The sequence below is a fragment of the Streptomyces sp. NPDC002838 genome (genome assembly GCF_040295365.1).
Taxonomy (GTDB): Bacteria; Actinomycetota; Actinomycetes; order Streptomycetales; family Streptomycetaceae; genus Streptomyces.
Map to the genome: position 1 here is coordinate 284,928 of NZ_JBEOVF010000006.1, position 23,921 is coordinate 308,848.

The 23,921-nt window shown below is 68.6% G+C and carries 20 protein-coding genes; 6 read left to right on the forward strand and 14 right to left on the reverse strand.

Annotated features, from left to right (window positions below; translation table 11 throughout):
• Nucleotides 1–53: 53 nt before the first annotated feature.
• From ABT063_RS11425 to ABT063_RS11445, 5 genes are read right to left on the reverse strand one after another with little or no spacing between them, the layout of a single operon-like run.
• Nucleotides 54–1,094: an ABC transporter ATP-binding protein gene (locus ABT063_RS11425; protein ID WP_351057014.1), complete on the reverse strand. Its 1,041-nt coding sequence runs from the start codon at nucleotides 1,092–1,094 to the stop codon at nucleotides 54–56.
• Nucleotides 1,087–2,061, reverse strand: coding sequence for an ABC transporter ATP-binding protein (locus ABT063_RS11430; RefSeq protein WP_351057016.1), 975 nt, complete (start codon nucleotides 2,059–2,061; stop codon nucleotides 1,087–1,089). The genes ABT063_RS11425 and ABT063_RS11430 overlap by 8 nt, the downstream gene beginning before the upstream one ends.
• Before the next feature lie 9 nt (nucleotides 2,062–2,070).
• Nucleotides 2,071–3,042 (reverse strand): ABC transporter permease, encoded by a 972-nt coding sequence (locus tag ABT063_RS11435; protein WP_351057018.1) that lies wholly within the window; start codon nucleotides 3,040–3,042, stop codon nucleotides 2,071–2,073.
• Entirely contained in the window at nucleotides 3,035–3,958 is a 924-nt protein-coding gene (locus ABT063_RS11440; protein WP_351057019.1) for an ABC transporter permease, read from the reverse strand. Before ABT063_RS11440 ends, ABT063_RS11435 begins: the two co-directional genes overlap by 8 nt.
• A 6-nt stretch (nucleotides 3,959–3,964) precedes the next feature.
• A complete protein-coding gene (locus tag ABT063_RS11445) occupies nucleotides 3,965–5,590 on the reverse strand; it encodes a peptide ABC transporter substrate-binding protein (RefSeq protein ID WP_351057020.1) in 1,626 nt (541 codons plus the stop codon).
• Nucleotides 5,591–5,925: 335 nt separating this feature from the next.
• Here ABT063_RS11445 and ABT063_RS11450 point away from each other — a divergent pair, with 335 nt between their 5' ends.
• The 5 genes from ABT063_RS11450 to ABT063_RS11470 are packed head-to-tail and all read left to right on the forward strand — an operon-like array spanning nucleotide 5,926 to nucleotide 11,916.
• Nucleotides 5,926–7,788 carry an ABC transporter substrate-binding protein gene (locus ABT063_RS11450; RefSeq protein WP_351057021.1) on the forward strand — a complete coding sequence of 621 codons (1,863 nt, stop codon included), beginning with the start codon at nucleotides 5,926–5,928 and terminating at the stop codon, nucleotides 7,786–7,788.
• 3 nt (nucleotides 7,789–7,791) lie between these two features.
• Complete coding sequence (locus ABT063_RS11455; protein WP_351057023.1) at nucleotides 7,792–8,859, forward strand: ABC transporter permease; 1,068 nt, start codon at nucleotides 7,792–7,794, stop codon at nucleotides 8,857–8,859.
• Nucleotides 8,856–9,779, forward strand: a complete 924-nt coding sequence (locus ABT063_RS11460; protein ID WP_351057024.1) for an ABC transporter permease — start codon at nucleotides 8,856–8,858, stop codon at nucleotides 9,777–9,779. Before ABT063_RS11455 ends, ABT063_RS11460 begins: the two co-directional genes overlap by 4 nt.
• The gene (locus ABT063_RS11465; protein ID WP_351057026.1) at nucleotides 9,776–10,930 is read left to right on the forward strand and encodes an ABC transporter ATP-binding protein; all 1,155 of its coding nucleotides are present in this window, start codon (nucleotides 9,776–9,778) and stop codon (nucleotides 10,928–10,930) included. The genes ABT063_RS11460 and ABT063_RS11465 overlap by 4 nt, the downstream gene beginning before the upstream one ends.
• Nucleotides 10,927–11,916: an oligopeptide/dipeptide ABC transporter ATP-binding protein gene (locus ABT063_RS11470; protein WP_351057027.1), complete on the forward strand. Its 990-nt coding sequence runs from the start codon at nucleotides 10,927–10,929 to the stop codon at nucleotides 11,914–11,916. The genes ABT063_RS11465 and ABT063_RS11470 overlap by 4 nt, the downstream gene beginning before the upstream one ends.
• Before the next feature lie 190 nt (nucleotides 11,917–12,106).
• On the opposite strand, the gene ABT063_RS11475 is transcribed toward ABT063_RS11470, so the two are convergent.
• From ABT063_RS11475 to ABT063_RS11515, 9 genes are all read right to left on the reverse strand, one after another.
• A complete protein-coding gene (locus tag ABT063_RS11475; protein ID WP_502990798.1) occupies nucleotides 12,107–12,511 on the reverse strand; it encodes a VOC family protein in 405 nt (134 codons plus the stop codon).
• A 175-nt stretch (nucleotides 12,512–12,686) separates the two neighbouring features.
• Complete coding sequence (locus ABT063_RS11480) at nucleotides 12,687–13,448, reverse strand: GNAT family N-acetyltransferase (RefSeq protein ID WP_351057029.1); 762 nt, start codon at nucleotides 13,446–13,448, stop codon at nucleotides 12,687–12,689.
• Nucleotides 13,449–13,611: 163 nt separating this feature from the next.
• A complete protein-coding gene (locus ABT063_RS11485; protein WP_351057030.1) occupies nucleotides 13,612–14,025 on the reverse strand; it encodes a cytidine deaminase family protein in 414 nt (137 codons plus the stop codon).
• A gap of 272 nt (nucleotides 14,026–14,297) precedes the next feature.
• Nucleotides 14,298–15,446, reverse strand: a complete 1,149-nt coding sequence (locus ABT063_RS11490; protein ID WP_351057031.1) for an ABC transporter ATP-binding protein — start codon at nucleotides 15,444–15,446, stop codon at nucleotides 14,298–14,300.
• A complete protein-coding gene (locus tag ABT063_RS11495) occupies nucleotides 15,439–16,485 on the reverse strand; it encodes an ABC transporter ATP-binding protein (protein ID WP_351057032.1) in 1,047 nt (348 codons plus the stop codon). The genes ABT063_RS11490 and ABT063_RS11495 overlap by 8 nt, the downstream gene beginning before the upstream one ends.
• A gap of 51 nt (nucleotides 16,486–16,536) precedes the next feature.
• Nucleotides 16,537–17,460 carry an ABC transporter permease gene (locus tag ABT063_RS11500; RefSeq protein WP_351057033.1) on the reverse strand — a complete coding sequence of 308 codons (924 nt, stop codon included), beginning with the start codon at nucleotides 17,458–17,460 and terminating at the stop codon, nucleotides 16,537–16,539.
• Nucleotides 17,461–17,493: 33 nt separating this feature from the next.
• A complete protein-coding gene (locus ABT063_RS11505; protein ID WP_351057034.1) occupies nucleotides 17,494–18,420 on the reverse strand; it encodes an ABC transporter permease in 927 nt (308 codons plus the stop codon).
• Nucleotides 18,421–18,605: 185 nt separating this feature from the next.
• Complete coding sequence (locus ABT063_RS11510; protein WP_351057035.1) at nucleotides 18,606–20,258, reverse strand: peptide ABC transporter substrate-binding protein; 1,653 nt, start codon at nucleotides 20,256–20,258, stop codon at nucleotides 18,606–18,608.
• 608 nt (nucleotides 20,259–20,866) lie between these two features.
• Complete coding sequence (locus ABT063_RS11515; RefSeq protein ID WP_351057036.1) at nucleotides 20,867–21,313, reverse strand: hypothetical protein; 447 nt, start codon at nucleotides 21,311–21,313, stop codon at nucleotides 20,867–20,869.
• Between the two features lie 544 nt (nucleotides 21,314–21,857).
• On the opposite strand from ABT063_RS11515, the gene typA reads away from it, so the two are divergent.
• The gene (gene typA, locus ABT063_RS11520; protein WP_351057037.1) at nucleotides 21,858–23,765 is read left to right on the forward strand and encodes a translational GTPase TypA; all 1,908 of its coding nucleotides are present in this window, start codon (nucleotides 21,858–21,860) and stop codon (nucleotides 23,763–23,765) included.
• The last annotated feature ends 156 nt before the right edge of the window (nucleotides 23,766–23,921 follow it).

The following is a 23,921-nucleotide window of genomic DNA, read 5'->3' on the forward strand; positions in this document are numbered from 1 at the left end:
TTCAGACTGACGCGTCCGTATATCGGGATCGGGTCGGCCAAGTTGCCTGCGTGTTAACGCGATTGATGCACATTTGTGCGGCTATGCCGCCCGTCTGCGAAGTGGCACGCCGAGTCATGCGCCGCCGGGCCGCCCTCCAGCCGGAACCCGGCGGGCACCGCCAGCGCCGGGACCTCCCGCGCACACCGCTCCTGAGCCTTCCAGCAGCGGGTGCGGAAGCGGCAGCCGGAGGGGACGTTCGTCGGGGACGGGACGTCGCCCGCGAGGATGATGCGTTCGCGGCGTTCGCGGGCCTCCGGGTCGGGCACGGGCACCGCGGAGAGCAGTGCCTGGGTGTAGGGGTGCGTCGGATGGTCGTAGATCTCGGCGTCCTTGCCGATCTCCACGATCCGCCCGAGGTACATGACCCCGACCCGGTCCGAGATGTGCCGGACGATCGACAGGTCGTGCGCGATGAAGACGCAGGAGAGGTCGAATTCGCTCTGCAGGCTCGCCATCAGGTTGATGACCTGCGCCTGCACCGACACGTCCAGCGCCGACACCGGCTCGTCGGCGACGATCACCTCGGGGCGCAGCGCCAAACCCCGTGCGATGCCGATGCGTTGGCGCTGGCCGCCGGAGAACTGGTGCGGATAGCGGTTGATGTACTCCGGGTTCAGGCCGACCACGTCCAGAAGCTCCTGGACCTTCCTCCGCCGGTCGCCCTTCGGGGCCACCTCCGGGTGGATGTCGTACGGCTCCCCGATGATGTCCCCCACCGTCATCCGGGGGTTGAGCGAGGTGTACGGGTCCTGGAAGACCATCTGGATGTTGCGGCGTACGGCCTTCAGGGCGCGGCCGGACAGCTTGGTGATGTCCTCGCCCTTGTAGAAGATCTCGCCCGCCGTCGGTTTCTCCAGGTTGACCAGCATCTTCGCGACCGTGGACTTGCCGCAGCCGGACTCGCCGACGATGCCCAGCGTCTCGCCCCGGTGCAACTCGAAGCCGACGCCGTCGACCGCCTTCACCGCGCCGACCTGCTTCTTGAAGAGGACACCCGTGGCGAGCGGGTAGTGCTTGTACAGCCCGCGGACTTCCAGAATCGGCTCAGCCATGCAGGCACTCCCTCCAGAAGTGGCAGGCGCTCCCCCGGTCCTCGGACACGTCGTAGAGCGGCGGTACGTCGGTCCGGCACACGTCCAGGGCCGTCGGGCAGCGGGGGCTGAAGGCACAACCGGGCGGGATGTTCATGAGGTTGGGGGGCAGCCCCTTGATGGCGTAGAGCTCCCGGCCCTTGTGGTCCAGGCGCGGGATGGAGTCCAGCAGCCCCCGGGTGTACGGGTGCGCGGGCAGCTTGTAGATGTCGTGCACCGGCGCCGACTCCACGATCCGGCCCGCGTACATCACGGCGATCCGGTCCGCCACGTCCGCGACGACGCCCAGGTCGTGGGTGATCAGGATCAGCCCCATGTCGTACTCGCGCCGCAACTCGGCGAGCAGATCCATGACCTGGGCCTGAACGGTCACGTCCAGGGCCGTCGTCGGTTCGTCGGCGATGATCAGCGCAGGTTCGAGGGCCAGCGCCATCGCGATCATGATGCGCTGGCGCATACCTCCCGAGAACTGGTGCGGATACTGCTTCACCCGCTCCTTGGCCGCGGGGATGCGGACGTGGTCCATCAGCTCCACGGCCTTCGCCCGCGCGTCCTTCTTCGACATGCCCCGGTGGACGACGAACATCTCGCCGAGCTGGTCGCCGACGCTCAGCACGGGGTTCAGTGAGGACAGCGCGTCCTGGAAGATCATCGCCATCTCGGCGCCCCGGACCTTCCGCCGCTCCTCCTCCTTCAGCTTCAGCAGGTCCTTGCCCCGGAAGAGGATCTCGCCGCCGGTGATCCGCCCCGGCGGCATGTCGAGGATCCCCATCACCGCCTGGGCCGTCACCGACTTCCCGGAACCGGACTCGCCGAGCACAGCGAGGGTCTCGCCCTCGTCCACCGCGTAGCTGACGCCGTTGACGGCCTTGGCGACCCCGTCCCTGGTCCGGAACTCCACGTGCAGGTCACGCACTTCGAGCAGCATGGCGGCGGCTCACCTCAGCTTCGGGTCGAGGGCGTCGCGCACCGCGTCACCGAGCATGATGAACGCGAGCACGGTGAGCGCGAGCGCCCCGGCCGGCCAGAGCAGCATGTGCGGGGCCTGCCGGACGTAGGCGGACGCGGAGGAGATGTCGATCCCCCAGCTGACGGTCGGCGGCTTCAGCCCGACACCGAGGTACGACAGGGTCGCCTCCAGCGCGATGTACGTACCGAGCGCGACCGTCGCCACGACGATGACGGGCGCGACGGCGTTGGGTGTGATGTGTCTGAGCAGCAGCCGGGAGTTGGAGGCGCCCAGCGCCCGGGCGGCCTGCACGTAGTCGTTCTGCTTGGTGGTGATGACGGAGCCGCGGGCGATACGGGAGATCTGCGGCCAGCCGAGCAGCACCATGAATCCGATGACCGGCCAGACGGTGCTGCTGGTGACGACCGACAGCAGCACCAGGCCGCCGAGCACGACCGGGATCGCGAAGAAGACGTCGGTGATCCGGGACAGGATCGCGTCCCAGACCCCGCCGAAGAAGCCGGCGAGCCCGCCGAGCACCGAGCCCAGGATCGCCACGCCGAGCGTGGCGCAGACGCCGACCGTGACGGACGTACGGGCGCCGTGGACCGTGCGGGTGTAGACGTCACAGCCCTGGCCGTCGAAGCCGAAGGGGTGGCCGGGCTGCGAGCCCTCCCGGGCCTTGGCGAGGTCGCACTTGAGGGGGTTGCCGGAGGCGATCAGGGACGGCCAGAGGGAGATCACGACGAGGAAGAGGATGACCAGGCCGGAGACGAGGAAGACGGGGTTGCGGCGCAGGTCGCGCCAGGCGTCGGACCAGAGGGAGCGGGCCCCGTCGCCGGAGGCGGCTGCCGGAGGCTCTTCGAGCGTCGCCCCCTCGGAGGTCGCGAGGTCCATCGCGCCGCCCATGCCCGTCCCGGCGATGGCTCCCTCGGGCTCGTAGGACTGCTGCTCAGGCATAACGGATCCTGGGGTCGAGGACGGCGTACAGGAGATCGACGAGCAGGTTGGCGACCAGGAACACCAGGACGAGGACCGTCACGAAGCCGACGACGGTTTGGGTGTTCTGGCGCAGAATGCCCTGGTAGAGCTGATAGCCGACGCCGTGGATGTTGAAGATGCGCTCGGTGACGATCGCTCCGCCCATCAGGGCGCCGATGTCGGTGCCGATGAAGGTGACCACGGGAATGAGTGAGTTGCGCAGCAGGTGCCGGGTGATGATCCGTCGGCGCGGCAGCCCCTTGGCCACGGCCGTACGGACGTAGTCGGAGCGCCGGTTCTCCGCGATGGAGGTGCGGGTCAGCCGGGTCACATAGGCGAGTGAGACCGAAGCCAGGACCAGCCCCGGCACGATCAGCTCGTCGAACGTGGCGTCCGTCGACACCGACGGTTTGATCCAGCCCCACTCGACGCCGAGCAGCAGTTGGATCAGCAGGCCGGTGACGAAGGTGGGGACGGAGATCACGACGAGGGTGACCATGAGCACCGACGTGTCGACGGGCCGTCCGCGCCGCAGTCCCGTGACGACGCCCAGCGTGACGCCGATGACGACCTCGAAGAGGATCGCCACGATCGTCAGCCGGATGGTGACGGGGAACGCCGTCGACATCAGCTCGGTGACCTCCTGCCCGTTGAACGCGGTGCCGAAGTCGCCGGTGAAGACGTTGCCCATGTAGGTCAGGTACTGCTGCCAGACCGGCTTGTCGAGGCCGAACTCCCGCTTGAGCCGGCCGGCCGTCGCCGGGTCGCACTGCCGCTCGCCGCACAGGCCGGCGACGGGGTCGCCCATCACGTTCACCATGAGGAAGATCAGCAGGGTGGACCCGACGAAGACCGGGATCATCTGGAGCAGCCGCCGGGCGACGTACCGTCCCACGGGGCCTCAGCTGACCTTGATCTGGGCGTACACCGGGACGCTGAAAGGGTTGAGCTTCACGTCGGACAGCCGTTCCGAGTAGCCGGCGCTGCCGTTCTGGTACCAGAGCGGGATGGCGCCCATGTTGTCCCTGAGGACCTCCTCGGCCTGCTGGAACTTCTGCACCGCCGCGACCCTGTCGGTCTCGGCGTTGGCCTCGTCGACGAGCCTGTCGAACTCCTTGTTGGTCCACTTGCCGTCGTTGGAGGAGGCGCCCGTGTAGTAGAGCGGCTGGACGAAGTTCTGGATCAGCGGGTAGTCCATCTGCCAGCCGGCGCGGAACGGGCCGGGCATCTTCTCGTCGCTCATCCGGTTGCGGAAGTCGGCGAAGGTGCCGATCGGGTTGCCGACGCAGGCCCTGTCCTGGCCGAGGGCGTTGTTGATGGAGTTGCAGACCGCGTCGACCCACTCCCGGTGGGAGCCGGTGTCCGCGTTGTACGTGATCTTGAGCTGCCCGCCGGGCAGTCCGCCGCCCTCCTCGATCAGCTTCCTGGCCGCGGCGGGGTCGTACGCGCAGGCGTCGCCGCACAGGCCTGCCTTGTAGCCGCCGTCCTCGCCGAGGACCGGGGAGGTCCAGTCGGTGGCGGGGGTGCGGGTCTTCTGGAAGATGGTGTCGGTGATCTGCTCGCGGTTGATCGCCCGGGACAGGCCGGTGCGGACCTTCTCCATGCCGGGCTTGTTCCAGGCCTTGTCGTAGAACGGGAAGGCGAGGGTCTGGATGATGCCGGCCGGGTTGCTGATGTACCGGTCGCCGAGGTCGCTCCGGACGTTCCTCAGCTGGGAGGCCGGGATGTCGTCGGCGAGGTCGAGGTTGCCGGCCATCAGGTCGGTGTAGGCGGTGTTGTTGTCGGTGTAGACCTTCAGGTCGACGCCGCCGTTTCGCGCCTTGTCCTCGCCGGGGTAGGTGTCCCACGCCCGCAGGGACATCTGCGAGCCCTTGGTGTACGACTCGACGGTGTACGGCCCGTTGCCGATCGGCTTGCGCACCCAGGCGTCGTGGTCGTCGAAGAAGGCCCTGGGCAGCGGGGCGAAGGCGTTGTAGCCGAGGGTGTCCGGGAAGCTCGAGAACTTCTGGGCGAGCCTGACGGTGAAGGTCCTGTCGCCGGTGACCTTCAGGCCGGAGAGGGTGTCGGCGCTCTGCTTGCCGCCGTCTTCCGGGTGAACCTTGTCGTAGCCCTCGATGTACCCGAAGAAGTAGGCGTTCTTCTGATTGTTCTTCAGGCTGGCCCCGTAGTTCCAGGCGTCCACGAAGGACTTGGCGGTGACGGCCTCCCCGTTGCTGAACGTCCAGCCGTCCTTGACGGTGATGGTGAAGTTCCGTGAGTCCGAGGTCTCGATCTTCTCGGCCAGCATGTCCTCGGCCTCGCCGGTCTCCGGGTCGTACCGCTTCAGGCCCCGGAAGATCATGTCGAGGACCTTGCCGCCCTGCACCTCATTGGTGTTGGCCGGCTCCAGCGGGTTCTGCGGGTCCCCCCAGGAGGAGCTGAGCACCGCACCGCCGACACCACCGCTGTCGCCGCCCCCGCAGGCCGTCGCCACGAGGGCTGCTGCCGCCGCGCAGGCGGCCCGTCTGGCGTGCGTGGCTCCACGCATGGAGTGCCTCCTCGTGACTGCGCTGAGCTTCAGCTCCGCGCTGTTACCGGCCAATATCGGCAGATTGCACGCTTTGCTGCACTTTCACCTCGCCCGTACGGGTGCGTCAGGCGCTGAGAGGCACTCGACGAACGGCTCCGGAGCACAGCGACGTCTGGGGCCCGGAGTGGCCGTCAGTCCCCCACCAGGGACGCTTCACCGGTCTGGACCTCTGAGGGTGTCGGTCATATCAATCTTCTTATTTCCGCAGGCCACAAGGGGTGCGGGCGCCATTGACGGGCCCGGAGCGCCGCTGATAAACACTCAGCAACCCAGCTGACGCGAGGTCACGTTCTATGAAGCGACACGATCAGCACGGCACCGGGCACCCGCACCCGAGCAGAATCCGGCCCCGCACCCCCCGCGTCGTCGCCGCCGTCCTCACGCTGTCGGCCGCCCTCGCGACCCCGCTCGACCCGGCGCCCCAACAGGCCTCGGCCGCGGAGGGCGACAGCGTCCTCACCGTCGCGGTCGCGCAGAGTGTGGACTCGCTGAGCCCGTTCCTGGCGTCCCGGCTGCTGAGCACGAGCATCCACCGGCTGACGTACGAGTACCTGACCAACTACGACCCCAAGGACGCGCACGCCATCCCGGGCCTGGCGACCAAGTGGGAGTCGTCCCCCGACAAGCTGACCTGGACCTACACGATCCGCTCGGACTCCAAGTGGTCGGACGGCGAGCAGGCCACCGCCGAGGACGCCGCCTGGACGTTCAACAAGATGATGACCGACGACGGCGCCGCCACCGCCAACGGCAGCTTCGTCACCAACTTCAAGAAGGTCACCGCCCCCAGCCCCACCCGGCTGGTCATCGAGCTGAAGAAGCCGCAGGCCACGATGACCGCCCTGGACGTGCCGATCGTGCCCAAGCACGTCTGGGAGAAGGTCACGGACTTCTCCGAGTTCAACAACGACACAAGCTTCCCTGTCGTCGGGAACGGCCCGTTCGTCCTCACCGGCTACAAGGCCGACAGCTACGTACGCCTCAAGGCGAACAAGAACTTCTGGCGGGGCGCTCCGAAGTTCGACGAGCTGGTCTTCCGGTACTACAAGGACCAGGACGCCGCCGTCGCCGCCCTGCGCAAGGGCGAGGTCTCCTTCGTCGCCGGGTCGCCGTCCCTGACCCCCGCTCAGGCGGCCTCGCTCAAGAACGAGAAGAACATCCACGTCAACGACGCTCCCGGCCGCCGCTTCTACGCGCTCGCCACCAATCCGGGCGCCAAGGCGAAGAACGGCCGGAAGTTCGGCGACGGCCACCCCTCCCTGCTGGACGAGCGGGTCAGGCACGCCCTGTTCATGGCGGTCGACCGCAGGACCATCATCGACAAGGTGTTCCAGGGCTACGCCGTCGAGGGCCAGGGATACATCCCGCCACGCTTCTCCCCGTACTTCTGGAAGCCGTCGGCCGGCCAGGAACTCGCCTACGACCCCGCGAAGGCGGCCCAGCTCCTGGACCAGGCCGGCTACCGGAAGAACAGCGCCGGCAAGCGCCTCGGCGAGGACGGCAAGCCCATCACGTACCGCGTCCTGTGCCACGCCACCGACCCGAACGACAAGGCGGTCGGCCAGTACCTGGAGGAGTGGTGGGGCAAGCTCGGCATCGGGGTCAGCCTCGACTGCCTGGACAACGTGAGCGACCCGTGGCTCGCGGGCACCTACGATCTCGCCTTCGACGGCTGGTCCGTCAACCCCGACCCGGACTTCGTGCTGTCGATCCACACCTGCGCGGCCCTGCCCGCCACCCCGAAGGACACCGGCGCCACCGACAACTTCATCTGCGACAAGCGGTACGACGACCTGTACGCGCGTCAGCTCGCCGAGTACGACCCCGCCAAACGGGCCACCATCGTCAAGCGGATGGAGTCGCGGCTGTACGACCTGGGGTACATGAACGTCATGGCGTACCCGAACGCCGTTGAGGCCTATCGGACCGACCAGATCAAGTCGATCCGGACGATGCCCAGCGCGGCGGGCAACATCTACGGCCAGGACGGCTACTGGAGCTGGTGGTCGGCGGTTCCCGCGGACTCCGGCGGCTCGTCCGGCGACTCCGGCTCGACCGGTGTCGTCATCGGCGGTGCCGTGGGGGCCGTCGTCCTGGTGGGAGCGGGCGTGTTCTTCGCGATGCGCCGCCGGTCCACCGCGGACGACCGTGAGTAGCCGATGACCGCTGACGCAGCGCCCGCACCAGCCGGGAAGACCGCCGGTCCGGCCTCCGCCGGACCGGCGGCGCGCAGCCCTCGGGCGCGCACCACCACCGCGTATCTCCGCTACGGCGCCGGCAAGGTGGGGGGCGCCGCCGTCTCCCTCCTCGCCGTACTCGTCACCGGCTTCTTCCTGTTCCGGCTGATCCCGGGCGACCCGGTCAAGACCATGACCGGCGGCCGTCCGGTGTCCGCCGAACAACTGGCCGCCTACCGACGGGAGTTCGGACTGGACCTGCCACTGTGGCAGCAGTTCACCGACTACTGCGCCAAGGCGCTCACCGGCGACCTCGGCACCTCGTACCAGTTCCGCGCCCCGGTCATCGACAAGATCACCGAGGCACTGCCCAACACGCTGCTGCTGACCGGCACGGCGTTCGTCCTGTACACCGCGCTCGGCATCTTCCTCGGCACACGCGCGGCCTGGCGCCACGGCCGGCTCGGGGACCGCCTCAACACCGGTCTGGCGCTGACCCTCTATTCCGTCCCGTCGTTCTGGCTGGGCCTGCTGCTCATCATCGTGTTCTCCGTCGGGATCGGTCCCGTCCCCGGGCTGTTCCCCACCGGCGGCATGGAGTCGGGCGGCGAGGAGGGGTTCGCGTACGTCCTCGATGTCGCCCACCATCTGATCCTGCCGGTGGTCACGCTGGTCGCGGTCGACTACGGGCAGACCCTGCTGGTCACCCGCTCGGCCCTGCTCGACGAGATGGGCAGCGACTACCTGACCACCGCGCGTGCCAAGGGCCTCAGGGACGACCTGGTCCGACGCAGGCACGCCGTGCCGAACGCGCTGCTGCCGACCGTCACGCTGGTCTTCGTCAACCTCGGCCGGACGGTCGCGGGCGTGATCCTGGTCGAGACCGTCTTCTCCTGGCCGGGCCTGGGCGGGCTGTTCTACCAGGCCCTGAGCGTGCCGGACCTGCCCCTGGTCCAGGGCCTGTTCCTCTTCTTCGCCGCGGCGGTGATCATCATGAACACGCTGGCCGACCTGGTCTATCCCCTGCTCGACCCGCGGGTGGGCCGATGACGACCGACACCCCGCCCCGGGCGGCCGAGGCCGGTCCGCGCCGACTCGCCCGGCAGCGCCGCCGGCGCTCCGCCATACGGTTCTGGACGCGGTACCGCACCCACCGCGCCGGGCTGGTGGGCCTGGCCGCGCTCGCCCTGTTCGCACTGGCCGCGCTGACCGCCCCGCTCACCGTCGGCTCCGACGTGGCCGACGTGACCAGCGCTCCGGGCCTGCCGATGGAGAGCCCGAGCGGGGAGTTCCCGCTGGGCACCGACCGGTTCGGCCGCGATCTGCTGGGCCTGCTGCTGTGGGGCTCGCGGGTCTCGCTGCTTGTGGGGCTGCTGGCGGCCGTTCTGTCGGTGGCGATCGGCACGCTGTTGGGCATCACGGCCGGGCACTTCAAGGGCGGATACGCGACCGTGCTGATGCGGGTCACGGACTGGTTCCTGGTGATGCCGACACTGGTGCTCGCCATCGCGCTGGCCACCGTGATGTCCCGCTCGCTGGGCACGGTGGTCCTGGCGATCGGCGTGACCTCGTGGCCGACCACGGCCCGCCTGGTGCGGGCGCAGACGCTGGCGGTGGAGTCGCGGCCGTACATCGAACGCGCGAAGGCGCTGGGCGGCGGCCACTGGCACATCATGTCCCGGCACGTGCTGCCCAATGTGATGCCGCTGGTACTGGCGCAGACGACCCTGATCATGTCCGCCTCGATCCTCGCCGAGGCGACGCTGGCCTTCCTCGGCCTCGGAGATCCGACGGTGGTGTCGTGGGGCGGCCTGCTCCAGGAGGCGCGGGAGGCGGGTGCGGTGAGCTCGGGCGACTGGTGGTATCTGGTGCCGCCCGGTATCGCGATCGCCGCGGTCGCGCTGGCGTTCACCCTGTGCGGGCGTGCGGTGGAGTCCGTGCTCAACCCGCGTCTGGGGGTGGACCGTTGACGCTGCTGGAGGTCCGGAACCTCGAAGTGACCTACCCGGGCGGCGCGGCCGCGGTGCGGGGCGTGGACCTGTCGCTGGCGGCCGGGCAGAAGCTCGGCATCGCGGGCGAGTCGGGCTGCGGCAAGTCCACGCTGGCCATGGCGCTGCTGCGGCTGCTGCCTGCCGGGACCCGGGTCGGCGGGGAGGTCCTGCTGGACGGCGAGGACGTACTGACGATGCGGTGGGGGCGGGTGCGGGCGGTCCGCTGGGCGGGCGCCTCGATCGTCTTCCAGGGGGCGATGCACTCGCTGAATCCCGTGCACCGCATCGGCGACCAGATCGCCGAGCCGATCCTGCTGCACGGGAGGACGACCCGGGCGGCGGCCCGGAAGAGGACCGGTGAGCTGCTGGAGCAGGTGGGTCTGCCGAAGGCGCGGGCGGCGGCGTATCCGCACGAGCTCTCCGGCGGCCAGCGCCAACGTGTGATGATCGCCATGGCGCTGGCCTGCTCGCCCAGGCTGATCATCGCCGACGAGCCGACCACCGCCCTGGACGTGATGATCCAGGCGCAGATCCTGCGGCTGATCGAACAGCTCGTCGCCGAGCAGGACCTGGGCCTGATCATGATCAGCCATGACCTGGCGGTCCTCGCCGACACCTGCGACCGGCTCGCGGTGATGTACGCGGGGCGGGTGGTCGAGGAGGGCCCCGCCCGGGAGGTCCACGAGGACGCCCGGCATCCGTACGCCGCGGCCCTGTCGGCCGCGTTCCCGCACATCGGCGACCCGTCCTCCCGGTTCGCCCCGCGCGGCCTGGCCGGCGACCCGCCCGACCCGTCGGCCCTGCCGTCCGGCTGCGCCTTCCACCCGCGCTGCCCGGTGGCCCTGGACGGGTGTGCCACGCAGGACCAGGCACTCCGCGAGGCGGGCCAGGGGCGGCGGGCGGCGTGTGTGCGTCTGGCGGCGCCGGGGTCCGGGGCTCCCGCGGTGGCTGCGGGAGCCGACGGAGGCGCAGCCACGGAGGCGGACGGCGCGGCAGGGCCCGCCCGCACGGCGGAGGACACCCCGTGCCCGCCCACGGCGGCGCGGGACACCGGTGGCCCGACCGCCGGGTCGGCGGAAGAGACGAGAGGGCCGACGACCGCGGCCGGCGACCCAAGGAGTGCTTCATGACGACATCGCCGTCCCTGCTCGCCGCCCAGGGCCTGCGCATCGCCTTCCCCGGCCGGCACGGTGCCGCTCCCGCCCGGGCGGTGGACGGCGTCGAACTCGGCATCCGGCCCGGGGAGATCGTGGCGCTGGTCGGCGAGTCGGGCTGCGGCAAGACGACGCTGGCCCGGTCACTGGTCGGGCTCGTGCCGCCGACCGCCGGGCAGGTCGCCTTCGGCGGAAAACCCCTGGAGTACGGCTCCCGGGCCCTCAAGGCGTACCGCAAACGCGTCCAGCTGGTACTCCAGGACCCGAGCGGTTCGCTCAATCCACGGCACACGGTGTACGACGCCGTGGCCGAGGGCCTGCGGATCCACGGGTACGACGGAGACGAACGCGCCGCCGTCGCCGCGGCCCTCTCCCGCGCGGGCCTGCGTCCACCGGAGCGCTTCTTCCTGCACTACCCGCACGAACTGTCCGGCGGCCAGCGCCAACGCGTGGTGATCGCGGGTGCGCTCGTCCTGGAGCCGGAACTCATCGTCGCCGACGAGCCGGTCGCCTCGCTCGACGCGTCCGTGCGCGGGGAGATCCTGGCCCTGCTGCTGCGTCTGCGCGCCGAACTGGGCCTGGCCGCGTTGGTGGTGACCCACGATCTGGGGCTGGCCTGGAACATCGCCGACCGGGTGGCGGTGATGTACCTGGGCCGGATCGTGGAGACGGGCGGGGTGGAACAGGTCCTGACGGCCCCCCGACACCCCTACACCCAGGCCCTTCTCTCGGTCCTCCCGGAGGCACCGGGCGCCCCCGTGATCCTGACCGGCGAGCCGCCGGATCCGTCCCGCATCCCGTCCGGCTGCCGCTTCCGGCCTCGCTGCCCCGTTCTGGCGAGTGGGGAGGCGGAACGGGCGGGAGTCGCGGAGGCCTGCCGGACCGAGGATCCCGGGATCCTGGCCGGGGGCGGGGAGGCCCAGGTGGCGTGTCACTGGGCGCGGGCGGGGATCACTGCGTGAGGCCGGGCAGAGGTGGCCCGCCCCGGGTGACGCGGCACAGGGCGCCGGCGCGAGCTGCCGCCTGACGGCCGGGCAGCGTCGCCGGGCGATGAGAGCCGGGCAGCACGCGGCACCAGCCCCTTCGCCTGCCCTCACCCGACAGCGGTTCGAGGCCAGACCGGGGCGGCATACCGCTCGGCGTCGGCGTGATTCACCCCGGGCCGGCCGGCGAGGGCTCTGCGGCCACCAGCTCCACCTCGAAGCCGTCCGTGTTCGTGAGGTACGCCGCGTAGTGCTGCGGGCCGCCCGCATGCGGGTACCGGTCCGCGAAGAGCGGGGTCCAGCCGTGAGCGGGGGCCTCGGCCGCCAGGGCGTCGACTTCGTCCCGGCTGCCTGCGTGGAAGGCCAGGTGGTTGAGGCCGGGACGCGTGCGCTCGTGGCGCCTGCCGGTCAGCGCCGGTGACTGCTCCACGACGAGATACGTCGACCCCAGCCGCCAGCTGCGGCCGTGCTCCCAGTGCTGGTACGGCCGGCAGCCGAGGCGAGTGAGCAGCCAGCCCCATTCGCGGGCCGCGCGGGGCAGGTCGGGGACCCACAGTTCGACGTGGTGCAGCAAACTCATCGGTCTCCTGGGCTCGGTCCCGAAGTCCCCACGACCCGCGCGCCGCCTCTGTCGTCAGAGCCGCACTCCGGGCGATCCTGCGCGCAACCCGCCTCCGTTGCGCGGCCGACACCGTCGAATTCCCCGCCTCCGAGTTGGCCACCAGCGCGTACTGCCACTCGCCCTCTCATCATCCGCGTTCGAAGCAGTGCGAGTGGCCGATGACGGAGAAGCCGCGGCGCTCGTACCAGTGGCGCGGCCAGTCCGTCGCATCGGCGGTCAGGAACCGGACACCGCAGTCCTCTTCGACAGCCAAGCGCAGGGCGGTGGTCAGGACGGCATCGGCATAACCGCACCTGAGGTGGGCCTCCGAGGTGATCAGGTCCTCGATCTGGGCCACCCCAGTTGCCAGGTCCATATAGAGGTCGGCCCATGAAGCGACTTCACCTTCCTGGGTGCGGGCACCGATGAAGCGAACAACGTCGGCCCCGCGCCGGCGAGCCTCGCGTCGGTCGACAAGGTGGCGTATGACCTCATTGCCGACGTCCGGAAGGATGCCCTGCCATCGCCGCGTGAGTGGAGTACGTATCGCGTCGAGGGCTACCTCGTCCGCGGGCCTGCCGGCCGGCACCGTGCCTGCGTGCAGCATGACCAGATAGGTGGAGTGGGTGTATCCAGCCCGGATCAGCGGTTCTGCGGACGCCATTCCGACTTCGTTGTCAAGGACGGAGATCAGTCGGTGTGGCAGATGGCCCAGTGCTTCCTCCGCGATGGTGGGCAGCGCCTCGGAATCGACGGCGGTATCGATGATGACCTGGTTGTTCGCGCGGGAATGGGCGAAGGCGTCGTCATATACAGCGAACCCGCCAGGGAGGTCGACGATGCGCTCGGCCTGGCGGCGGGCGAAGGCGGACAGGAAGGCGTTGATCCGCTGAAGTTCGGAGCTTGGCATGGAGGGAGCCTATGCAGCCGTGACCCTGGCCGTCTTCGCATAGCCCCGCGGGGAGGAACGAGCCACGAGGTCGCACATGATCGCCCGGACAGTCCCTGATGCCGCATCAGACAACGTTCGCCCTGCCGACGGCCAGCGGTGCCGACTCGCGCTGAGTGGCGGTCTACTCGGCGTCGAGCTGGTGATCGGCCCAGACATAGCTTTCGGGGAGCAAGTCGGTGATCAGGACGGTTCGGACGCGGTCGTCTTCGCCGACGATGACCTTGAGGGCGGGGAAGTAGTCGAGAAGGACCTGACGGCACCGGCCGCATGGGGGGACAACCCCCCGGTCGCGGTCGCCCACGGCGACGATCGTGTCCAGCTCATAAGCGCCCTGGGCGGCTGCCGCGCCGATGAGGACCAGCTCGGCGCAGGGGCCTCCGGTGAAGTGGTAGGCGTTCACCGCCGTGACGATCCGGCCGTCCTGCGCGCGAGCCGCAGCCGCCATGGTGTGGTTGTCGCCCCGGCAGCGAGTGCGCGCGACGTGCGCCGCGGCCTGGATGAGTGCGTGGTCGACGTGGTGGCTCTGCATGGTCATCTTCTCTGCCTTCGTCAGGTGTCAGGCGACGTTGGCCCGAGTGACGAGGGCGCGCAAGCGAATACCGACAGTGCGCTTGTTTCCGCCGGATGATGTAGCGGCGGATCGGGCTGCCTGCCGGGGCACCAGGTACCGACGGCGGCGGGCGAGGTGCGCTCGCCGGTGGCCTCCCTGCGTCTCCTCACGCATCAGGGCTGAGGGGCCAGAACCGCATGCGGGGCGCCTGGAGCCTGGGCTCTCGGGCACCCCGCGACACGTGCGGTCGTACGTTCTCAGGCCGCGTGCACGACGTCCTTCTCCTCGGCGAAGTGGCACGCCGACTCGTGGGCCGCCGGGGAGTCCGAGTTCTTGAAGCGCTCGGGCACCGCGAGCAGCGGCGTCTCCTCGGCGCACTTGTCCTCGGCCTTCCAGCAGCGGGTGCGGAAGCGGCAGCCGGAGGGCGGGTTGGCCGGGGACGGCACGTCGCCGGTGAGGATGATCCGCTCGCGGCCCTCACGTGCCTCCGGGTCCGGGACGGGAACCGCCGACAGCAGCGCCTGGGTGTAGGGGTGCGTCGGGTGGTCGTAGATCTGCTCGTCGGTGCCGATCTCGGCCATCCTGCCGAGGTACATCACGCCGACCCGGTCGGAGATGTGCCGGACGATCGACAGGTCGTGCGCGATGAAGATGTAGGAGAGGGTGAACTCGTCCTGCAGCCGCTCCATCAGGTTGATGACCTGTGCCTGGACGGACACGTCCAGGGCCGACACCGGCTCGTCGCAGATGATGATCTCCGGGTTCAGCGCGAGACCGCGCGCGATACCGATGCGCTGGCGCTGGCCGCCGGAGAACTGGTGCGGGTAGCGGTTGATGTACTCCGGGTTCAGGCCTACGACGTCCAGCAGCTCCTGCACCTTGCGGAGCCGGTCGCCCTTCGGGGCCGCCTCGGGGTGGATCTCGAAAGGCTCGCCGATGATGTCGCCCACCGTCATCCGCGGGTTGAGCGAGGTGTACGGGTCCTGGAACACCATCTGGATGTTGCGCCGTACGGCCTTCATGGCGCGGCCGGACAGCTTGGTGATGTCCTGGCCCTTGTAGAAGATCTCGCCCGCGGTGGCCTGCTCCAGGTTCATCAGGAGCTTCGCGACCGTCGACTTGCCGCAGCCGGACTCGCCGACGATGCCCAAGGTCTCGCCCTGGTGCAGGTCGAACGAGACGCCGTCGACGGCCTTGACCGCGCCGACCTGCCGTTTGAACAGGATGCCCTGAGTGAGCGGGAAGTGCTTCACCAGGTTGCGCACCTGCAGGATCGGCTCGCCGCGTTCGACGGGCGCCTCGATGGCGGCGACCGCCGCGGTCTCCGACTTGGCGTCCACAATCTCGACGTCGGAGACGTTCGGCATGGCGTCCTGCGGCTCGTCGTTCTTGCTGATCTCAGCCATGGATCGTCTCCTTCCAGAAGTGGCACGCCGAGGCGCGGCCGACCAGCTCGGTGCCGTCCCGCTCGGTCACCGGAACAAGCGCCGGGACGTCGGTGCGACAGATGTCCTGTGCCCTGCCGCAGCGCGGGTTGAAGGCGCAGCCGGGCGGGATCTGCTGCAGGTTGGGCGGCAGTCCCTTGATCGCGTACAGCTCCTGGCCCTTCTGGTCCAGACGCGGGATCGAGTCCAGCAAACCCCGGGTGTAGGGGTGCGCCGGGCGCTTGTACAGCTCGTGGATCGGCGCCCTCTCGACGATCCGGCCCGCGTACATCACGGCGATCTTGTCGGCGACGTCGGCGACGACGCCCAGGTCGTGCGTGATGAGGATGAGCCCCATGTTGTACTCGCGCTGGAGCTCCGCGAGCAGATCCATGACCTGGGCCTGGACCGTCACGTCGAGGGCCGTGGTGGGCTCGTCGGCGATGATCAGGTCCGGCTCCAGGGCCAGCGCCATGGCGATCATGATGCGCTGGCGCATACCGCCGGAGAACTGGTGCGGGTAGTCGCCGACGCGCTGCCTGGCGGCCGGGATCCGCACCCGGTCCATCAGCTCGATCGACTTGGCCTTGGCGTCCTTGCGGGACAGGCCCTGGTGGGACCGGAACATCTCGCCGAGCTGGAAGCCCACGGACAGCACGGGGTTGAGCGAGGACAGCGCGTCCTGGAAGATCATCGCCATCTTGGCGCCGCGCAGCTTGCGCCGCTCGCTCTCCGGCAGGCGCAGGATGTCCTGGCCCTGGAAGAAGATCTCGCCCTTGCTGATCCGCCCGGGAGGGCTGTCCAGGATGCCCATGATCGCCTGGGCGGTGACGGACTTGCCGGACCCGGACTCACCGAGGACGGCGAGCGTCTCGCCCGCGTTCACGCTGTAGTTGACGCCGTTGACCGCCTTGGTCACGGAGTCGCGGACCTTGAACTCCACGTGCAGGTCACGGACTTCGAGAAGCGGCGTGGTCCCGTCCGCCCCGGCGTTCGTGGGAGCCATCTCCAGGCTGGTCATGCCATCACCTTCGTCTTGCTTGCTCAGGAGGGGTCGACTCATGGCTGCGCCTCACCGGAGCTTCGGGTCGAGCGCGTCGCGCAGACCGTTGCCGAGCAGGATGAAGCCCAGCGCGGTGATGACGATCGCGAGGCTGGGGTAGGTCCACATGAAGTCCTTGACCCCCATGAACCCGCGGCCGGCGGCGATCATGTTCCCCCACTCCGCGACCTCGGGGTCCACCCCGACGCCCAGGTACGACAACGACGCCTCGGCGACGATCGCGATACCGACGTTGCTCGTGCCGTACACCAGCACCGAGGTCAGCGAGTTGGGCAGGATGTGCTTGCGGATGATCCGGCTCCGGCTGGCCCCAAGTGCCTGCGCGGCGTGCACGAAGTCCATCTCGCGCACGGAGAGGATCTGGCTGCGCAGCAGGCGGGCGAAGGTGGCCCACTGGAAGATGGCCAGCGACAGCACGACAGGGAGCACGCCGCGGCCCATCAGCAGGATGATGACGATGGCGCCGATCAGCAGCGGGAAGGCGAAGAAGGCGTCCGCCGTGCGCATGACCACCGCGTCCACCCAACGGCCGAAGTAGCCGGCCAGGGCGCCCAGGGTCACGCCGATGGTCAGCGCGACGAGGATCGAGGCGAGGCCCACGATCACCGCGACGCGGCTGCCGTAGATGAGGCGGGAGAACTGGTCCCGGCCGAGCGCGTCGGTGCCGAGCAGGTGCTCGCCGCCCGGGGACTGGAGGGTGGCGTTCAGGTCCTGTCTGAGCGGGTCGAACGGCGCCAGCAGCGGGGCGAAGACGGCGGTCAGCATGAGAAGGACGATGATCGCCAGTCCGACCACGGCCAGCTTGTTGGCGAAGAAGCGGTGCCGGATGTCGGACCATTGACTGACCCGGGCGACGCTGGGTTCGGCGCCCTGTTGGGCCTTTGCGGGATCGGCCGCCTTCGGCTCTCCCGGGCCCGTGGCGAGTTCGGTCATGGTGTGACTCCTAGAGGGGGGCGACCCAGCGGGTCAGGCAAGGCGGATACGCGGGTCGAGGGCGGCGTACAGCAGGTCGACGATCAGGTTGAGAAGGACGAAGATCGCCACGCTGATCGTCACCACCCCCACGATGATGGGGTTGTTGTTCTGCTGGATCGCCTGGATCAGCGCGAGACCGATGCCGTTCCAGTTGAAGATCGTCTCCGTGATGATCGCGCCGCCGAGCAGGGTGCCGAAGGAGATGCCCAGGTAGGTGATCACGGGAATGACGGAGTTCCGCAGGATGTGCCGGAAGAGGACCGTCCGGCGCGAAAGCCCCTTGGCCACGGCCGTCTTGACGTAGTCGGCGCCCAGCACCTCGAGCATCGTGCTGCGGGCGAGCTGCGCGACGAGGGCCGCATCGATGATCGCCAGCGTCACGGCCGGGAGCACCAGCGACTTGAGGCTGCCGTCGGCGATCAGCGGGAACCAGTTCAGCTCGATCACGAAGACGCGCTGCATGATCATGCCGAGCACGATCGAGGGCACGCCGATGGCCAGTGTGGTGATGAAGGTCGCCGACACGTCCCAGATCGAATATCTGCGCATCGCCGCCACCACACCGACCGACAGACCGATGAAGATGTCGATCACGATCGCCGCGACGGCCAGCTTGGACGTGTTGACCAGCTTCGGCCCGAGGATCTCGGAGACCGGTCTGCCCTGTGTGTAGTCCTCGCCGAGATCTCCGGTGACGAGCTTGCCGACGTAGTTGCCGTACTGCACAACCAGGGGCTTGTCGAGCCCGTACTGCTTGTGCAGCTGCTCGATCACAGCCGGATCGCGCGCCTTGTCACTGCCGGCGATCTGCCCGACCGGGTCGCCGGGGAGCACGAACAGACAGGCGAACAGGATCATCGTCGCGCCGAGCACGACCACGACCAACTGGCCCAGCCTGCGGACCACATACCTTCCCATGAACTTGCCTCTCTGCGCCTCGCTGCCGCTGTGCGTGCAGCTTCCCAGCCCCGGGTTGGGGGGTGCGGGGGTGGGAGAAGGGGGGGCGGATCGCGCCCTCCCGACGGTCGTCGAGGGCCGTGGCATCCGAGTCCGGCTCGGCGCCACGGCCCCCGTCATCGGGCACCGCGCTACGCGGCGCCCGCCTACTTCAGGCCGATCTCAGCGACGTTCGGGTTCTCGTGGAAGTCCATCTCGAGGCCCGCGAACTTCTTGGTGTTGGCCAGACGCTGCTGCGTGCGGTTCCACAGCGGGATCAGGGGGAGGTCGCCCACGGCGATCTTCTCTGCCTGCTTGTAGAGCTCGTTGCGGCCGGCCTGGTCCTTGGTGGCGCGGGCCTTGGCCACCAGGTCGTCGAACGTCTTGTTGCTGTAGCGGGACCGGTTGTCACCGATGACCTTGCCCGAGTCGTCCTTGTTGATGGACGCGGTGGACAACAGCGGGTACAGGTAGTTGTCCGGTGTCGGGTAGTCCGCACCCCAGGCGAAGCGGTACAGGCCCGTGGCGCCCGGCTTCTGCTGGTCGTCGAGCAGCTCGGCGAACGGCTTGCCGGTGGACTTCACCTTCACGCCGAGGACGTCCTCGAGCTGCTGCTTGACGGCCTGCATCCACTCCTCGTGGCCGGCACCGGTATTGTAGGCCATCTCAAGGGTGCTGCCCGGCTTCAGGCCGGCCTCGGAGGCGAGCTGCTTGGCCTTGGCCTTGTCCTGCTTGAGGCAGGAGGTGCACAGGTCCTGCTGGTACACGTCCTTGAAGACCGGCGGCAGGATCGTCCCCGACTTGGTCATCATGCCCTGGAAGACACCCTTGATGATGGCGTCCCGGTCGATCGCGTAGGAGACGGCCTCGCGCGCCTTCTTGTCCTTCAGCGGACCGTTGTCGGTGATCGCCAAGAGGTAGTTCATGCCATTGGTGTCGTCCGTGAGCCACTGCCCCTGCGGCTCGTACTTGGCCTTGGCGGCCGGCATCTGCGGGGTGGGCATCCGGGCCCAGTCGTACTGGCCCGACTCGAAGCCCTGGTACTCCAGCGTCACACCGTTGTTGGAGTTGAGGATGTCGATCTGGACCTTGTCCAGCTTGGCCTTCGTCAGGCCGTAGTCGTCGTTGCGGACGAGGGTGATCGACTTGTTGTGCTCCCACGTGCCCTGCATCTTGAAGGGCCCGTTGCCGATGGGGGCTTCGTTGAACGCCTTGTTCTTGCCGTCGCCCGCGACCTTGGGAACGGGGCTGAAGACCGTGTGCGTGGTCTTGATGTAGAACTCGAAGTCCGGGACGGAGAGCTTCACCTGAAGGGTGTTCGGGTCCGGAGCGCTCAGGCCCGACATCTCCTTCGACTTGCCGGACTGCACGTCCGCGAAGCCCTCGATGCCGCCCAGGTGGTAGGCCACGTCGGACGCGGACGTCTTCTGTGCCACTCGGTTCCAGCCGCGGATGAAGGACTCCGCGTCCACGGCCTCGCCGTTGGAGAACTTCGTGCCCGACTTGAGCTTGAAGGTCCACGTCTTGCCGTCGGCGCTGACCTCTCTGGATGCGGCCAGAGCCGGAACGACCTCGCCGTCCTTGGTCGCGTCGTACAGCCCCGTGAAGAGGTTGTCCGCGACCAGGATGCCCTCGGACTCCTGAGCGTTGTAGGGGTCGATGGCCACCGGCTCGGTGATGCCCATCCTGAAGGTGCCACCAGCCTTGGCGGAGCCACCGCTGCCGTTGCCGCTGTCGTCGTCGCTGCCTCCACAGGCAGTCGCGGCCAGAGCAATGACTATCGCCCCCGCGACCCACTTGGCGCTCTTGGCACCACGCATGGGTTCCTCCTCATGAGTCCTTTTGTTCACCGCAAGAGGGAGCACACGACATCCCACGGACGATTGGAACGGGGAAGATCGGGTGCACCCGTACGCTCGTGAGTCGGCGCCCTCCTGCAATGGATGACTCGTCGACCCGAGCTCTACGCGCCTAACTATCTGCCATGTCTCATGACTGAACCACAGTCATAAGGTCTCGGTTCGATCACACCTGGCGCGTACATCTTCCAAAATACGGACAAACGGTTTGCCGAAAGATCCCTGCGAAACGGACTTGTTACACAAGTATCGACACCTGGGGTTCGGATATCGGACGAGCTGACGGAAAATGAGTTGCACTCGACAGCGGAGGAACACTCTCAACGCTGTAAGCGGAGCAAATCGCGACCAACCCACCCAGCCGACCGCGCATTCCGGCCACCCTAGCGTCGCGAAGCTGCGGGCGCGATCAATGAGGCCCCTCACAGTCACGTCATAGGGAAAACCCTGTATCGGCCGTACCTCGGCTCGGCACCTCGCCGACACGATCCGAAACGCACCACGGCCGGACCCCGACAGAGGTCCGGCCGCGCTCATCATCCAGCCTTGTAGGCCACACCCGCCTCGAGTCAGCAGAACCGCTGCTGCACCAGACGGCCAAGGCTCTTGCTGTTCACGGATTCACCGCAGCGTACGGCGCCCTTCACCTGTGCGCTGAAGGTCTTGGCCGTGCCGTGGGCCTGCTCGATCCACTTGGTCCCCCTGTCGCAGCGGAAGCCCTGCCAAGTACCGGTGGCCTTGACGGTCCCGCGGAAGAAGAAGTACTGCCCCTTCTTCGTGAAGGTCTCGGAGAAGGTGACCGACCTGGTCGTGGTCTTCGCCTCCTCGTGGGTGTACGAGCCCTCGACATGGGCATCGAGGCTCGCCAGGACCTTCGTCACACCGAAGCCGGCGCTCACACCCCCGCTGACGCTGCGCCCGGAGGTGACGGTCGTGTCATGCCCCAGCGTCTTGGTGATGGTGACACTGCCGCCCGAGTAACCCTTCTCGTAACCCTGCACCTTGTGCGTCAGCACGCGGGACCGGTTCGTCACGACCCACTTGACCGATCGCGCGCCCGGTTCACAGATGAGCTCAGCCCCACTGGCCGCGGTCACCGGCCCGAGAACCACGATCGAAGCCGCAGCAACGCCAGTGGCCACGGCTATCGACGTCAGTCTCCTGCTCACAGTCGTTCCCCGTTTCATCCGGCGTGGCCGCTCTTCAGGACCGGCCACGTCCCCCTTCACCCCGATGCGCTTGACGGAGCCAGGTCAAGTTATGACGGTGATCACTGATTGCACAGTGATCTGAGAGAAACTTGAGGTAAGAAAACGGAAAGGAGCAGTCCGTACAGGCAACTCATCGGTCAAGAAGGCGAGTCGGGACACCACCACACGCGCAGAGCCAGGCGGCCCCGTCCCATGGTGAGGGTGTGGGCCCGGTCACCGGCCTTGAGAAAGCGGCCCCCGCCACAGCCCCGTACCATGGAACGAGGCCGTGGCATGTCCAGCCCGGCAGGGTCCGCGTAACACAGACGTACGCGCAGGCCATCCTCACACTCCGGGAGAACGCCGCAATATGGCCACGCGCCACGACATCCGTAACGTCGCCATCGTCGCCCACGTCGACCACGGCAAGACGACCATCGTCGACGCCATGCTCAAGCAGGCCGGCGCCTTCGCCGCGCACGCCGCCGAGAATCTCGACGACCGCATGATGGACTCGAACGACTTGGAGCGTGAGAAGGGCATCACGATCCTCGCCAAGAACACCGCGGTGAAGTACCACCCGAAGGCCGGCGGGGACGTCATCACCATCAACATCATCGACACCCCCGGCCACGCCGACTTCGGCGGCGAGGTCGAGCGCGGTCTGTCGATGGTCGACGGTGTCGTTCTCCTCGTCGACGCCTCCGAGGGCCCGCTGCCGCAGACCCGGTTCGTGCTGCGCAAGGCGCTGCAGGCGCGCCTGCCCGTCATCCTGTGCATCAACAAGACGGACCGGCCGGACGCCCGTATCGACGACGTCGTGAACGAGACGTACGACCTCTTCCTCGACCTCGACGCCGACGAGGAGCAGATCGAGTTCCCGATCGTCTACGCGTGCGGTCGTGACGGCATCGCCTCGCTGACCAAGCCCGAGGACGGCACCGTGCCGGGCGACTCCACCAGCCTGGAGCCGTTCTTCTCGACGATCCTGGAGCACATCCCGGCGCCGACGTACGACGAGGCCGCCCCGCTGCAGGCCCACGTCACGAACCTCGACGCCGACAACTTCCTCGGCCGTATCGCCCTGCTCCGCGTCGAGCAGGGCGAGCTGCGCAAGGGGCAGACCGTCGCCTGGATCAAGCGTGACGGCTCCGTCAGCAACGTCCGCATCAGCGAGCTGATGATGACCGAGGCGCTGACCCGGAAGCCGGCGGAGAAGGCCGGTCCCGGTGACATCTGTGCCGTCGCCGGTATCCCCGACATCATGATCGGCGAGACCCTCGCCGACACCGAGAACCCGATCCCGCTCCCGCTGATCACGGTCGACGAGCCCGCGATCTCCATGACCATCGGTACGAACACCTCGCCGCTGGTCGGCCGCGGCGGCACCGGCAAGGGCGCGGACGCGAAGGCGGCCGTCAAGGACCGCAAGGTCACCGCCCGGCAGGTCAAGGACCGGCTCGACCGTGAGCTGATCGGTAACGTCAGCTTGCGCGTGCTGGAGACCGAGCGGCCGGACGCCTGGGAGGTCCAGGGCCGCGGTGAGCTGGCGCTCGCCATCCTGGTCGAGACGATGCGCCGCGAGGGCTTCGAGCTGACCATCGGCAAGCCGCAGGTCGTCACCAAGGACGTCGACGGCAAGGTCTACGAGCCCGTCGAGCGCATGACCATCGACGTGCCCGAGGAGCACATGGGCGCGGTCACGCAGCTCATGGGTGTCCGCAAGGGCCGTATGGACAACATGTCCAACCACGGCTCCGGGTGGGTGCGCATGGAGTTCGTCGTGCCGTCGCGTGGTCTCATCGGCTTCCGGACCGAGTTTCTGACGCAGACCCGCGGCACGGGCATCGGCCACTCCATCCACGAGGGCTTCGAGCCCTGGTTCGGCACCCTGCAGACCCGTAACAACGGCTCGCTGGTCGCCGACCGCGCCGGTGCGGTCACCGCGTTCGCGATGACGAACCTTCAGGAGCGCGGCGTGCTCTTCGTGGAGCCGGGCACCGAGGTGTACGAGGGCATGATCGTCGGCGAGAACTCGCGCTCCGACGACATGGACGTCAACATCACCAAGGAGAAGAAGCTCACCAACATGCGGTCGTCCACGGCCGATGTGACGGAGTCGATCGTGCCGCCGCGCAAGCTGTCGCTCGAGCAGTCGCTGGAGTTCTGCCGCGACGACGAGTGCGTCGAGGTCACCCCGGAGGCGGTTCGTATCCGCAAGGTGAACCTGGACGCCCGCGAGCGCGCCCGCGCGGCGAGCCGCGCCAAGCACGGCTGACCCTAGCCGTACTCGGGGGGTTACGACGCCGAGGTGGGGGCCCCGGCGCTGGCAGGGGCGGGGGGGGCGCCGGGGGGGGGGCGGTTGCCCGCGGGGGGGGCGGGGGGGGGGGGGCGGGGGGGGGGGGGGGGGGGGGGGGGGGGGGGGGGGGGGGGG